Below are 14353 nucleotides of genomic sequence, written 5' to 3'. Positions count from 1 at the left end.
CACAGCGTCCCGCCGCCACAACACCGAACACACATGGTAACGCCTTTTCCTACGGAACCAGGCCGCAATCAACTCATATTTGCCACATTGTTATCTAACCCAGTTCACCAGCGTTTTCCACTCATTCATCGCTTGCTGATAATCGGCCGTTACGTTTTCCAAACTGCGTGTTGCACTTCTTTTTTTAGCGTGCCGACGCCTCCCCAAAGCCTCCTACTCACCTCCCCTAAAATAGCCATAACATTCCCCTCTCAGAAACATATACTGACCAGGCGATTTTACAATAACCATCAAATAGGGTTATATTTCTTCTCGTTGCACAGCGCGCCGCAGGGCGCAAAGGAAAACAATGCGCCATTAGCTCAATTGGCAGAGCAACTGACTCTTAATCAGTGGGTTCGGGGTTCAAGTCCCTGATGGCGCACCACTTCACCCTTCTACCGGATTTTCCGGCAGGAGGGTTTTTCTTTTACCTCGTGAACCCCTTGCCATGAGTAAGCCACAGGCATGGAAGCACGATGACTGCGGTCAATCTACACAGCACAACCGTAGCGGTTGAGAACAGATACCACCGCTTAAAAACCTTCAAGATTTCACAAAACCTGGAATTCAAAGCACCACGAGACATACGCAATTTGGAATATTTTCCACCCCTGTGAGGTTGTAAGGGACTGTTCAGAACATTCGTGGACTACATGTTCATACGCAGCAGTCAAGGGCAAAGGAGCATATTCGTATGACCACTACCACCCAATGGGTTCTCGCGTCTCGACCTCAAGGTATGCCTACATTGGAGAACTTCCGCAAGGAGACCGTCGAGCTTCCAGAGCTTCAAGCAGGCCAGGTGTTAGTCCGCAATGAGGTAGCAACAGTCGACCCGTATATGCGAGGCCGCATGAACGATACCCAATCGTATGTGCCACCATTCCAGATTGATCAGCCGCTGTCTGGTGGCGCCGTCGGTGTAGTCGTGGAATCAAAGTCTGAGAAGATTCAGGTTGGACAGAGTGTGCGTCACTTCCAAGGCTGGCAAACAATGGCCATAGTCGATGACGCCGAAGCTTTAGTGGTAGATACACACGCTGTTCCAGCTCATGCATACCTAGGCATACTAGGTTTGACTGGCTTGACCGCTTATATCGGATTGAAAAGAATCGCGGAGATAAAGGAGGGGGATACCGTCTTTATCTCTGGAGCGGCCGGTGCCGTCGGTTCAGCTGCAGGACAAATTGCAAAGCACCTCGGAGCTTCCTTTGTGGTGGGCTCTGCCGGCACGGATGCCAAGGTTGAGCGTTTGAAAGAGCTAGGTTTCGACGCCGCCTTTAATTATTGCGACGGCAATATTTCCGCAGCGCTCGCTAAAGCTGCCCCCAACGGCATCGATGTCTATTTTGATAATGTCGGCGGTGACCATCTGGAAGCAGCAATCGAGCACCTCAATGTGTTTGGCCGAGCAGCACTGTGTGGGGCGATCTCCCAATATAACTCCGAAGAAGAGACCTTTGGGCCGCGCAACATGCAACTAATCATTGGTAAATCCCTTACCTTGCGCGGCTTTGTGGTTCCCAAATACATGGATATGCTTGAGGAATTTCAACGAGTTATACCCCCGCTTGTAGCCACTAAGCAGATAAAGTTCGATGTCACTATCCGTCACGGCGTCGGATCACTCCCCTCTGCTTTCCTTGAGCTCTTTCAAGGCGGCAACACGGGCAAGATGATCGTGGAATTTTAAAGGATTCCCACTCCACGTACCTAGTCCCCGCTAGACGATTTTTATTTTCGGTTAGCGGGGATTCGTCATAACAGGGGACGTCGATAAGCATTGTCCACAACACTTACCCCCTTTTTAACCCCAATACAGCGTTCTTCCATGCAGCGTGTATTCTCATATGCATTTTGTACTATCCTTGTGCCCTCTCAGAAAGAAAATATGCGAGCCCTCATCATTGTTGACGTCCAAAATGACTTTTGTCCGGGAGGGGCGTTAGAAACGGTCAAGGGCGCAATCCAAGCACAATCCATTGCAGAATACACGGCGTCTCATAGGGGAAAATACGACTGCATCGCAGCCACCAAAGATTGGCACATTGACCCCGGCGATCATTTTTCTCAGACACCAGACTTTATTGACTCCTGGCCTGTACATTGCATAGCCAACACGGAAGGCGCCGATTTTCACCCATTGCTCTCAAACATGCACTTTGATGAGGTTTTTTATAAGGGGCACTATAGTGCGGCTTACTCGGGGTTCGAGGGGTCCACAGCATCTGGAGAGTTATTAGGTGAATGGTTAAAGAATCGCGGGATACGCGAGATTGATATCGCGGGAATCGCTACGGATTATTGCGTTCAGGCTACGGCTCTTGACGGTTTAAGAGAAGGCTTCCGTGTGACGGTGCTCTCGCACCTTTGCGCCGCAGTCAACGAGGACAACACCCACACAGTTTTGCATCAGCTTAAAGAGCATGGATGTGTCCTTGTTTAGCTTCTCTACCTCTACTTTGTAGAGTCCAGCACCACGTCGAATTCTAAAAGCTCAGATTTGTGTGCCACGGGTGCTGTAGCACCCGAGTGAGGAGCCGAATCAGTCTCATGATTCTCGCCTCGTCCATGCCTGTGTAGGCTCTGTGCTTCCCCATCGCGCCATTGCGCATATGATTCTTCATCAGCCCACTGGGTCACTACAAAATAGCGATCCTCACCAGCTGTGGGGCGTAGTAATTGGAAACCTTCAAAGCCCGGCGCGGAATCTACCGCATGCTTACGTGCTGCGAATCGTTTCTCTATTTCCTCACCGCGACCTTCAGGAACGGACAATGCGTTAATTTTAATAATGCTCATAGACACAGATGCTAGTCCTACGAGCCATGCCCTGCAGAGAAAAAGCCATATCCCACCGGGGTTAATGAGTGAGGATATGGCTCATGGGTTACTGAGCTATCAGGATGGCGATACTCGGCCCCCCTAACGCTGCGCGAGAAGACGCTGGATTTCTTTGAGTTCTTTGTTTTTCTTACGTCCACGCGCAATACCGAGGACCACTAGGCCAGCCACAGCTACTCCGATACCCACAAAAATCTTCTGGATCTGGGGGTCCTGGAGCTTGGTGGTTGCTTGCTTCTTAGCATCGTCGACAAAGTTCTGTGGCTTAGAACGATCCACAATCTCGTCGAGGGTGCTTGCGAGCTGACGACGGGTGCGCTCAATGTCGCGCTGAATGTCATTAATATCGCGTGCCACGGATACTCTCCTCTGAGTTCTTCGCTATTTCCTCTTTACACCTTAGCCCGAAACCCGTTGTCTGTGCTTAGCCGGTATCCTTTAGACCATGACTGAACAAGCGCGACTTTCTCTCGGCGATATGGCCCCCGACTTTGATCTTCCTAATGACAAAGGCGGCACAACAGCCCTTAGGGATTTCCGCGGGTCGCGAGTGCTGGTCTATTTTTATCCCCGCGCTAATACCCCTGGGTGCACTAAGGAGGCGTGTGATTTCCGGGATAGCCTTAGCCAGCTCGAAAGCCTAGGGATTAATGTTGTAGGTATCTCCCCCGATAAGGTGAGCAAGCTTAGTGACTTCCGCAACGATCATGAGCTTAATTTCCCTTTGCTTTCCGACGAATCAAAGGAAGTGATGAAAGCCTACGGCGCCTTTGGAGAGAAAAAGAACTACGGCAAAGTGGTTCAAGGGGTTATTCGTTCAACGTTTCTTGTAGAACCAGACGGAACGCTTGGCTTAGCTTTATACAACGTCCGTGCCACGGGACATGTTGCACGAGTCCTCCGCGATCTGCTCGCAAGCGAATAATCAATCGGCTCTAGTAAAGAATCAATCGATGTAAACCATGGGTAAACCCGAAGTAATCAGGACCAGCGGGGAAATACTTCTCCCCCGCCGCAGGCCTGCACAGCAACGTAGCCGCGAAAGATTCAACAGGATCCTCGCCGCTGCTCGTTCTGTGCTTGTCGACGTAGGCTTTGAGTCCTTTACCTTCGATGAAGTCGCCCGCCGTGCCGAGGTGCCCATCGGAACCATTTATCAATTCTTTGCCAATAAATATGTGATGATCTGCGAACTTGATCGCCAAGATACTGCGGCATCCTTATCTGAGATACAAAAATTCTCCGAGCAAGTTCCGGCGCTTCAGTGGCCGGACTTTCTCGACGAGTTCATTGATCATCTGGCCGATATGTGGCGCGCTGATCCTTCCCGTAGGAGCGTCTGGCATGCAATCCAGTCCACCCCCGCGACGAGAGCAACGGCGGCGGCAACAGAAAAGCCCATGCTAGAAATCGTGGGAGAAGCGCTACGTCCACTCGCTCCGCAAACATCTGAAGAGGGGCGGGCAGAAATCTCTCGTATGCTGGTGCATACGGTCTCATCTCTCTTAAATTACGCGGTGTACGACCGCACCTCCACAGACGAAATGTTCCACGCACGGGTCACAGAGATCAAGAGAATGCTTGTGGCATATCTCTTCGCTGTGGCTACCGGTTAGAGTCTTAGTTCTTCAGCATCCTGGGATGAGGCATTGTGCGATGGCATAATCGCGATCGTGACTGATACTGATGTGTGCCTGTCCTAGCTGCGCAAGTCTTTGAATTTCCCCACGGAGAGTCACCGCCACTCTCCCCCAAGCATCCGGAACTATTTCAATTTCTCTCCAATCAACCTTATCCGCGCTTATCACGGGAGCACTGCCATAGAGCGTTTGGCTCCATGCCTTGATAAAGGCCTCTTTGGCAGCCCATCGCCCCGCAAGGTGAGCGTCTCTATCTGGCTTTGTGGCAGCCACGCGTAATTCAAGCGCGCTGAAGACCTTGGTGGCAAAAGCGGAACCCGGCGTGTGCAATTGCTCTGCAAAGCTAGGTACGTGGACAAGATCCGTCCCAATAAACATGGGTCTCTTCCTTTTCTTGGGGATTCTTGGAGTTTATCGTGAGGAACCATAGGGAACGCATAATTAAGCAGCAGCAAGGGCCTGCTTCACAGAGAAATGACTGTGTAAAGCAGGCCCTTGATCATGGGAAATTACTTATTGGGTGAAAGAACGAGAATCCCGTCCACGAGTCGTGCCGAGTCATTCAAGAGGACTGCAGCCTCGCGTTCCTTGCCAGCGTCCCCACTGCTGCCCAGGTTTCTTTCCACTGGACGCTCGTACAACGCGGTCCGTCCCATCATGCCGTGGAGCAAACGACGCTTGCCAGCGCGTTCACGATCGGCAGCAGACTTACGCCATGTTGCAAGAGCTTCCTCTCCGCGTTCGCTGCGAACAGCTTCTGCAAAGGCCTCTGGGTGCACGATGGCTACGAGTGCAGAGACATGACCAAAGCCAAGGGAGGTCACGATTCCAGCCTTAGGAGCCAGCTGCCTAATGTTGAGCGGCTGACGCAACCACACCAGGTGGGAATGCTTTGCTAGCACAGGGTCGACACAGTCCAAGCTGTAATTAGCTGGGACAATACCGGTACGGAGAACTTGGGTAAGACCAATCAGCTGGAACGCTGCGGCGCCGCCCTTCGCGTGTCCCGTGAGGCTCTTCTGAGAAACCACATACAACGGGTTTCCTTCCGTCCTGCCAATCGCACGCGCAATGCGCTCATGCAGATCAGACTCATTGGGGTCATTCGCATTTGTAGACGTGTCGTGCTTAGACACCACCCGGATATCGTCTGCGGAGACTCCTAGGTATTTCAGATCTGAGAGAAGACGGGAGTCTTTTCCGCCACGTGCAGCGCCAAGAGCGCCCAAACCTGGAGCTGGAATGGACAAGTGTGCGCCGTCTGCAAAGGATTCTGCGAATCCCACCACTCCTAGGACTGGAAGTCCCAGCTCAGCGGCCAAGGTTCCTCGCGCCAGGAGCACGGTGCCGCCACCGGCAGATTCAACAAACCCACCCCGGCGTCGATCGTTGGCTCGGGAGAAGTAACGATCTTCTATGCCCTTGGACCTCATCTCTTGCGAATCTGCAGTCGCTGCCATATCGCCGAATCCTGTGATCCCCTCGATGGAGAGATCGTCGAAGCCACCGGCAACCACAAAGTCAGACTTACCCAGCTTGATCTTGTCTACTGCTTCTTCCACGGATACAGCGGCAGTCGCACAGGCAGCCACCGGATGAATCATCTGACCGTATCCGCCTACATAAGACTGCATAACGTGAGCAGCCATAACGTTGGGAAGCGCCTCTTGCAAGATGTCATTTTGACGCGGTTCTGACAGCAAACCATCGATGTACAGCGCTCTCATGGACTGCATTCCGCCTAGACCAGTGCCCTGTGTGGAGGAAACCCGTGCCGGGTGTAGCTCCCGTAGTAGCTCCGCAGGGCTGAACCCCGAGGAAAGGAAGGCGTCTACAGTACATACCAGATTCCACAGCGCGGTGCGATCCAGGTTATCCACCATGTCTGCAGGAATGCCGTACACGCCAGGATCAAACCCTTCTGGGATTTGACCGCCGACAAACCGGCTCATAGCCATCCTGCGCGGAACGCGCACAGCAGACCCGGCCTTCCGCGTTACTACCCACTCACCGGTCTCTTCATTGAAAACAGCTGAAGTAAGATCTGGCTCTGATTCAACAAAGGAACGAGCCGTATCCTTATCGCTCACGCTAAAGCTGAGATCCCGATCCAGATAGACCGTAGTCAGTTCTGGTGCAAGGTTGTCCACCATATGGAAATCGTCGTGATAACGACGCACGCCAACACGAGCAAGAACCTCATCGTGGAAGCGGTCATAAATGTCTGCCTCATCCACGAGCTCATCGTCGGCGTCATACCAACCCGGCTTGGGGTCTTCATCCCAGTGCACCAGCCCCATAGTCCACGCCAATTCCAGAACGCCTGCAGCGCCAAGGTCGCCGGTGAGTTCTGCTTCAAAGCGGGTACGTGCAGATCCGTATGGGCCAAGTTCTCCAGCACCTACGATGACCACCATGTCTTCTAGATTTTGGTGGACCTGCCCACGGAAGTCAGGATGTGTTTCTTGGGAGTCAGAAGCAATAGTAGGCAGCGCTTTAAGAGCAGGCGCGTTATCTTCAGGCTCTGTTGGTTCTTCTGAAGCCTGTGAGTGAATGCTGCTTGCAAGTTCTGCCAAGTTAAGGTCACACTCCGCTAGGCCACCCGTGTAATCAACGGTTATCGGAGATTCTGCAGCTTGACGACGCACCTCTGCGCTTACCTGGCCGATCAGAATCTCTGCGATCTCCTGTGTGGAGTAGGTGGTAACACCAGCTGCCTCAACGGCCTCTACGAGGGGATCGTTCCCACCCATGAGTCCGGTACCGCGCACCCAGCCAATAAGGACATGTACGAGCGAGGTATGTGGCTTCCACGACTTTTCTACGTTCCAGCGCGTAACCAGCGCGTCGAGAGCCGCCTTAGACTCACCATAGGCACCATCGCCGCCAAAACGACCGCGGTTGGGAGAACCTGGAAGAACAACATGCAGCCGCTCTCCCACATGAGTGTTGGTTCCCAGTTGAGACAGCCCTGCGATGAGGCGTTCAACGGACCACAGCAAGAGACGCATCTGCATCTCTGCTTGAGGACCGGCATCGGAAAGCGAGCCTTGGACACGCGGTGCGGCGAAGGGGAACAACAGCGTAGGAACGAGTGCTGGTTTGATCACTTGCTTTTGAGCATTGACCGTCGCGGTTTGTTCCTCGCCCACCCACTTGATGATGGCATCGATATCTGCAAAGGACGAAAGATTCGCAGGAACAATCCATAGTCCAGCTCTGCCGCGAGCGCTTTCTCGATACAGCTCCTTATAGAACTGCAGGCGTGAATGGCTCAAAGAGGAGGTCGTGACCACCACGGTGGCCCCACCGGAGAGTAATTCGGCGGTGACCGCAGCTGCAATGGAGTTTGGTGAGGCACCTGTGACCACGGCAACGTCGTCCGCAAAGGCGAGTGATTCCTGAGAACGCGCCTGCGCGGCGAGCTCCTCAAAACCGAAGAATTCGGCTTGTTGCGCGACTATCTCGCCGGCACCGGTGAGGTCAAGAGAATCCACCGATACCTGGCCGAGTGCGGCACGGGAAAGATCCTCACGCGCCGAGGCCCAGCGGTCATCGAGAAGGACTGCTTGGTTGGCATCAAAGCTCGGTGCAACTTGTCGAGGCCAATCAGCGCCTAGCTCTTGAGACACGAGTTCATACAGCGCCGTGTCTGCATCAGAGTCCTCTAGGAACTGAGTTTCTGCGGTCTCATGCAGCCCTAGCGAGGACAAAATTGTGCGAGCCGTAGCTGCAAGAACGCCTTCTTTACCTGTCACGTGCTCCGCAAATTCACCTAGAGCAGCCGAATCTACAACTCCGCCAGCAGCCGCTGATCCGCCGGGGAGGGCAACGGATACCCCTTGGCCAGCAGCAACTTCCTGCACAGCGGCGTCGATAAGCTGATCCAGTTCTGCTGCGTTAGACGGTGCCGAGGGCGCCAGGGTTGCCAGGTCTCCACCGCGCAGAGAAGATCCCTCGCGAGCTCCGATAACCACAGCCGCTGTGACATGGTCCACCCAACCAGCGCCAAGCTGCCATGTGGACCCTACGCGCTCCGAAATATAGTTGGGGCGTTTGCCCGTAGGACCAGTAATTCTGCGGAGAGCATCATTGGCGGCGTCGGAAAGCACTGGGCCAAAGGCACTGTACCCCTTAGCCATCCGAGAAACAGTCTTCTTTAGCTCCACTAGCTCTGCATCAGCAGCACCGTCGATTGCGCCGAGCCCGAATTCCACGCCAAGGTCTAGCAACAGCTGGTTACGACGCGACGATACGCCCTCAACCAGGGACTCAATGGAGTCTGCGTCACCCATCTGATCTGGGCGGACCTTAGTCCACAGGGCGATCAACATCATCGTCGCATCAGCTGGAGTAAAGGTAATGTCGTCTGGGCGAGCTCCACCAGAGGCGGCTGGAGCTTCAGTCGGTGTCACTGCTGCGGCAATCTGAACCGTTGCAACGTCTTGTGCTGTGTCTTCAGATGCAGTCTCCGTTTCTGCATCCTGTGCAGACACGGTACGAGTCAATTCATCGGTGGCAAACACTACAGAGCGATCGCGCTCAATATTGAGTACTTCTACCTCTGCCCCGTCATACTGCGGAAGCCTCAGGGTCTGCCCCATCATATTCGCGATAGTCGGTGCAGAGCCCACGCCTACCTCGACAAAGCGCTCTACGCCAAGGCCACCTTCCGCGTTTGAACGCAGGATCAAATCTTGCGTCTCGATCCAGCGCACTGGTGAGGCAAACTGCCATGCCAGCAATTCCACCAGCAGGGTGCGCGCAAGCGTGACCGGTGTCTTGGACAGCTCATCAAAACGTTCAAGAACGTCTTTAAGAATCGGAGCTGGAGCTACATCAAGCATGGCCGAGACAAAGTCCCGGGTCAGCTCGAATGGGCGGGCTACTAGGTTGGGAACATAGCGGTCAACGAGCATAGACAGATCTACGTCCGCCGGGATCAAGGAATCTAGATGCTCTCGGAATGCGTCAACGCCGTCGAGAAGGTGCGAGGAGTGGAATGGCACATCGATGCCGGGGATCATGATAAAGGCACGCTTGCCCGGCGCGCGGCGTTCAGCATCAGCGCCCAAGGCTTGGAGGCCCTTGCTTGTTCCCGCCACAGCGTATTGCATGCCTGCGAGGTTGTAATTGACGATCTCAAGGAACTCACCAGACTCTTGGGATATTCCAGCGACATAGTCAAAGACCTGAGGCTCAGTAAGCCCCATCTTGTGCGGGCGCAAAGCCGCAAGACCGTAGTTGGAATTTCCGTCTTGATCCCGCTCCACTAGCCTATGCATGGTAAGTCCACGCTGATAGACGATCTCTACCACGCTCTCAAGAGATAACACACCTGCATAAGCAGCTAGCGCGTTGTATTCGCCTACAGAGTGTCCGGCAAACCACGCTTTATTATCAAGCGCACCGGCTTCCCTCATCTCAGCTATTTGAGCCACACCAAGGGTCGCCATGGCCACCTGTGTGAACTGGGTGAGGAAGAGAACACCCTTGGGGTGTGAGAATGTTTCACCAGCAACGCGAACTTCTGTTGGATTGTTTTGAACGATATCCAAAACAGAGAATCCCAGAGCGGTGCGAGTGTGGTGGTCTGCACGCGCCCATACATCACGGGCGGCACCCGAACGCGCACGCGATTCCATGCCCATGCCCTGTGACTGGATGCCTTGTCCGGGGAAAGCATAGAACGTTGTCGGCGCAGCCATCACCGCAGTAGCGGTAAGGACTATAGAGCCATTAACGGTTGCAGTTATCTCACGAACTTCACCATGCCCCTCTCGGGAATCTATACCCGAGCGCTCAACCAAGAACTCTACTTCTTGGCCCGGCAGTACAGGGGCGAGCATCGTCGCGGTATATTCTACGACCGTATTTGGGCGAGTAGACACAGACTCATCGGAGTATCCACCAGCGGCAATAAGCTCGGCCATTGCAGAGGTCCACATGCCATGAACGATCACGCCGTCCCGCAATCCGGCCAGCTTAGCGGCGGTCTCGGACACGTGGATAGGGTTCCGATCCCCCGTCGCCACGGCAAAAGGATGCATAGAATGCGGGGCCGTAACCTTAGCAAATGCGCGGAATGACCGCGGCGCATCAATAACGCTAGGAAGAGCAGACGTGTTCGTCCGGGCTACGGCATTCCCCCGGCGTCCGCGGATAGCCATACGCTCGCTGAGGCGCGCTAACAAGGTGCCGTCGACACGCAATTCCGCGCGGACAACCACAATGCGCCCAATGGTGGTGTCTACGATCTCTTCCGCGCGTGCGCTCACTTCGATTGCTACCGGCGAATCAGTCTCAGCGGCGATGCAGCGAGAGAACAAGTCCTGATCAACCACGGTGACATGGTGTTCAAGATGAACCAAAGAAAGCATGCCCTCGACGACTTTTGCGCCATCAGAATCCGGAATTACGGCATTGCGCACTGCGGTAAAGATAGCGGGCCAGGCTTTGCCTACCAGAATGTCCGGGGCAATCCCCGCCGGCTCAATATCCGCAGGAAGATACCCTGCAGTCACGGTCTCATAGGTAGCTGCGTCGCCGCGGCTAAGAGTGCTGTGCCAGATGGCAGTCAGTTCGTCCTCGCCCAAAGATCCCAGTACTCCGCCAGCAGCTATCTGAGTAAGCCCTTCCATCGCGGTCTCGGCGTCTTCCCGAGTAACCAGTGGTACGCAACCGGCCGGAGCGTCCTGGGGCAAAGTAAAGCGGATAGCAATATTGGCTTCTGTCCCCGGAGCCGTAGAACCGAACAAGGGCACCTGCAACTCGGCATGCTCAGAATCTAGTTCTATAAGGCGTGCCCCGCTTAGTGCATGGGTGGCAGCCGTCGCATCCACAGCCCATTCTGAAGCATCCCCTAGTCGAGCCGTGAGAGAATCAACCTGACGTCCCGCCCAGGAAGTGCCAGAAGCGCTCAATACGCGCTCGACCACGCCGGCCTGAGGCTCTTCTGCCTCCGCGGCATCCAAACGATCAACCGTAGCTGCATTAAAACGCGCCAGTAGATCAGCAACCGGCTCATTAGCCATAGTGATTCCAGAAACAGCAGCTGTACCAGGAATAATAGCGACTTGGTCAGCTGTATAACGCTCATCGTGAGCCTGCCACAAGGAATCCGAGCGCCAGCGACGCCGCACGTCTTTATCAATGACCGGCACAAAGTTAGCTGGCTTGCCCGGCGTTGCCAATGCCTCTAAGAACCACGCCGCGTCCGCCGGGTGTACCAGGGTATCTGAAGCCGGATAATGCGCACAGAGCTTATCGACGCCCAGCTGCGGAGCTTCCGTCTCTTCTAGCGAGATAACCGAAGCAAAAGAGCCATGGTCCTGAGCAATCAAACGAGCCTCTGCGCGATGCAGCATCTCTACAAACCTGCGGTACCAGCTGGAATCAATCCATTTCCCGTTCATGGGACCAGAGAGCTCAAGATAGCGCTCAAGCCACTGTTGGTACGTCATGTCTTCCACATCGCCAAAGTATGGCTTCGCAGTTTTAGCAATCGCCGCAATAATTTCTTCGCGCTTAGCTGCTACGGCCTCCGCGTCTCCGGCCACCGAATCCAACAAACGCCCAGCCTTGGCAAAGGAATTATCAATCTCATGAATATCCGCGCCTAACTGTGATAGCCCAGAAGCCATACCCTGGTTTGAGCTACCCGCTGCGACCCATTCCTGAGTGCCCTTGGTCTCAACCAACAGCTGCTTGACTGCCTCAGAAGTCTTTGCTTCCTTAGTAGCCATAGCGGCAGTTCCCACAAGGATGCCGTCGACAGGCATATCAGGAAGACCATAACCACGAGCCCACGAACCTGTCAGATAGTCTGCAGCGCGCTCCGGGGTTCCAATGCCTCCGCCAACGCAGATCACCACATTGTCGTGTTCGCGGATTTTGGCATACGTGCTGATGAGCAGCTCGTCCAGGTCTTCCCAGGAGTGATGGCCGCCAGCTTTTCCGCCCTCAATCTGCATGATGATAGGGACCTCTGGCACATCTTTAGCAATGGCCAAAATCTTAATAATGTGCTTTACCGCGCCGGGCTTAAAAGCAACCCAGGGGAATCCGCCAGAGCGCAGCTCATGAACTAGCGCTACAGCCTCTTCATGCTCTGGAATACCTGCCGTGATCACGATGCCATCGATAGGAGCACCATTTTCCCGTGCCTTAGGCACCAGGCGTTTACCTCCAATCTGCATCTTCCACAGATAGAGGTCTAGGAACATGGAGTTGAACTGTGCATTCACTCCCGGCTGTAACAAATCAGTGAGCTTGGCTATGTTGTTTTCCAGGATCTCAGGCGTGACCTGACCACCGCCCGCTAATTCAGCCCAGTGTCCTGCGTTAGCTGCCGCCGCTACGATCTCAGGATCAACAGTGGTGGGAGTCATGCCAGCAAGTAGCATGGGGCTACGGCCTGTGAGCTCGGTAAACTTGGTCTTTACGCGCACTCCCTGGGGAGTTTTTATCAGGGTCGGCGAGAAGGCTTCAAAAGACTGCGGTAGGGCGGACGCGCGGCCGGCGTCGAAAAGCTGTGCCTGCCCCTCTGCACCGCACACCGCGAAGGACGCTGCTCCGCGTCCCATAAGTGCTTGCTCGGTAAGCGACACTACGCCCCCGTCTGGCCCCACATCGAGGAACCAACGTGCGCCCTGATCGAGTGCTGCCTGCACATCAGAGCTCCAGTCAACCGGAGTGACCATCACGTCTAGGGCGATCTGACGCGCCATCTCTGCATCGAGCCCAGCGCGTTCCGCGAGTTCAACTACTCGATCAACAGCAGGAAGCATAGCGGGGTGATGGAATGCCACCTGAACATTCAACGGCGCTATCTTTGGATCAAAAGCAGATCCACCGCGCTTCTTGGCTTCTACCTCACGGGCATCTGCTGCTGCTTGAGAACGCAAAATATTTAGTACCGACTCGTTGTCTTTAGGGCGTCCAACGAGGACAAAATTAGTGCGTGAATTTTTAAGCCCAACTACAGGACGAATTTCTTTATCAGTCTTAGAGCACGCAGCGGCAATAGCGCCTTCTAGTTGCTCGCAAGTAATGCCGTCGATTGAGACCATGGGCGCGGCGCCTCCGCGCGCCACCAATCCCGTGACGCGAGCTTGGTGTCCGATGACTGCACCGATGATTTCTGCGATCGCAAGAATCTCTGCTGCCCGGGTAAGGTCGCGCACACTATGAACACCCAAAACGCCCTGCGAATGGCCAATAACTGCAGCGGCCTTATCCACATCTAGCCCCTGGCTTTCCAGCAGATCCAGTGTGGCCAATTGGGAAGTGAGGATGCCTGGAACGCTGATAGCTGCTTGGGACGTATCCACACCTGCGTTTTCATCCTGCTCGGCCCATTCCAGTGGCTTAAACCCAAATGGCCTAGCTACTGCCAGTACATCCGAGATAGGAATAAGCCGCTGCGCTGCCTCCGCAACGATTGGCTCCAAGGTTTTCCCTGCACCCTGGGCTACTGAAGCGCGGAGGGTCTTTAACCAATCAAACCCCTGCCCGGCAAATACGAGCGCAAAAGGCTCGGAATCAAAGCGTTCAACGAGACGCGAAGATCCGGACTGCTGCCCTTTAAAGATGCTGTGTTCAGTCACCTGAGTAACTCTCCTGTTGTCTTGGACTGGCGCTCTGCGCTCACGGGTTTACGGTCAATAGCGTCACACGGAGACACTATTGTCCTAAAAACTTTTGCCTGACTAATATGCCACAAAATATGAGGAAACTGTCACCTTTCGTGCCTAATATCGACAGAAAAGTGATTTATAATACACAATAAATCTCGTCCCAAACGTATTTTTCCTACTGGAAAAAGG

At 54.3% G+C, this 14353-nt stretch carries 8 protein-coding genes and 1 tRNA gene; 5 read left to right on the top strand and 4 right to left on the bottom strand.

All coding sequences use genetic code 11. The features are described 5' to 3' along the window. The first annotated feature begins 351 nt into the window (after positions 1–351). The 3 genes from CpATCC19410_RS04980 to CpATCC19410_RS04970 all read left to right on the top strand — a co-directional run bounded on the left by CpATCC19410_RS04980 (position 352) and on the right by CpATCC19410_RS04970 (position 2488). Positions 352–427, top strand: a tRNA-Lys gene (locus CpATCC19410_RS04980). Between the two features lie 309 nt (positions 428–736). Next, positions 737–1735: an NADP-dependent oxidoreductase gene (locus CpATCC19410_RS04975; RefSeq protein ID WP_013242495.1), complete on the top strand. Its 999-nt coding sequence runs from the start codon at positions 737–739 to the stop codon at positions 1733–1735. 198 nt (positions 1736–1933) lie between these two features. After that, complete coding sequence (locus CpATCC19410_RS04970; protein WP_014655718.1) at positions 1934–2488, top strand: isochorismatase family protein; 555 nt, start codon at positions 1934–1936, stop codon at positions 2486–2488. A gap of 11 nt (positions 2489–2499) precedes the next feature. Here the strand turns inward: CpATCC19410_RS04970 and CpATCC19410_RS04965 are convergent, their stop codons facing one another. Together CpATCC19410_RS04965 and CpATCC19410_RS04960 are read right to left on the bottom strand one after the other, a co-directional pair. After that, on the bottom strand, positions 2500–2844 hold the full coding sequence (locus tag CpATCC19410_RS04965; protein WP_014800825.1) for an antibiotic biosynthesis monooxygenase family protein: 345 nt from the start codon (positions 2842–2844) through the stop codon (positions 2500–2502). Positions 2845–2967: 123 nt separating this feature from the next. Continuing rightward, a complete protein-coding gene (locus CpATCC19410_RS04960; protein WP_013242498.1) occupies positions 2968–3243 on the bottom strand; it encodes a DUF3618 domain-containing protein in 276 nt (91 codons plus the stop codon). 88 nt (positions 3244–3331) lie between these two features. On the opposite strand from CpATCC19410_RS04960, the gene bcp reads away from it, so the two are divergent. After that, on the top strand, positions 3332–3811 hold the full coding sequence (bcp, locus tag CpATCC19410_RS04955) for a thioredoxin-dependent thiol peroxidase (protein ID WP_013242499.1): 480 nt from the start codon (positions 3332–3334) through the stop codon (positions 3809–3811). Between the two features lie 37 nt (positions 3812–3848). After that, positions 3849–4502, top strand: a complete 654-nt coding sequence (locus CpATCC19410_RS04950; RefSeq protein WP_013242500.1) for a TetR/AcrR family transcriptional regulator — start codon at positions 3849–3851, stop codon at positions 4500–4502. A 12-nt stretch (positions 4503–4514) separates the two neighbouring features. Here CpATCC19410_RS04950 and acpS read toward each other — a convergent pair whose 3' ends face one another. Further along, entirely contained in the window at positions 4515–4904 is a 390-nt protein-coding gene (acpS, locus tag CpATCC19410_RS04945) for a holo-ACP synthase AcpS (RefSeq protein ID WP_013242501.1), read from the bottom strand. A 131-nt stretch (positions 4905–5035) separates the two neighbouring features. Then, on the bottom strand, positions 5036–14134 hold the full coding sequence (locus tag CpATCC19410_RS04940; protein ID WP_014401339.1) for a type I polyketide synthase: 9099 nt from the start codon (positions 14132–14134) through the stop codon (positions 5036–5038). Positions 14135–14353 lie beyond the last annotated feature (219 nt).

The sequence above is a fragment of the Corynebacterium pseudotuberculosis genome, assembly GCF_002155265.1.
Classification (GTDB): domain Bacteria; phylum Actinomycetota; class Actinomycetes; order Mycobacteriales; family Mycobacteriaceae; genus Corynebacterium; species Corynebacterium pseudotuberculosis.
The sequence above is the reverse complement of the archived record's forward strand: the minus strand, read 5'-3'. Positions and strand labels throughout refer to the sequence as shown.

What these genes read in the sequence shown, in the direction of transcription:
- CpATCC19410_RS04965 (WP_014800825.1), bottom strand. Translation starts at nt 2,844, where the DNA reads ATGAGCATTATTAAAATTAACGCATTGTCCGTTCCTGAAGGTCGCGGT.
- bcp (WP_013242499.1), top strand. Translation starts at nt 3,332, where the DNA reads ATGACTGAACAAGCGCGACTTTCTCTCGGCGATATGGCCCCCGACTTT.
- CpATCC19410_RS04970 (WP_014655718.1), top strand. Translation starts at nt 1,934, where the DNA reads ATGCGAGCCCTCATCATTGTTGACGTCCAAAATGACTTTTGTCCGGGA.
- acpS (WP_013242501.1), bottom strand. Translation starts at nt 4,904, where the DNA reads ATGTTTATTGGGACGGATCTTGTCCACGTACCTAGCTTTGCAGAGCAA.
- CpATCC19410_RS04975 (WP_013242495.1), top strand. Translation starts at nt 737, where the DNA reads ATGACCACTACCACCCAATGGGTTCTCGCGTCTCGACCTCAAGGTATG.
- CpATCC19410_RS04950 (WP_013242500.1), top strand. Translation starts at nt 3,849, where the DNA reads ATGGGTAAACCCGAAGTAATCAGGACCAGCGGGGAAATACTTCTCCCC.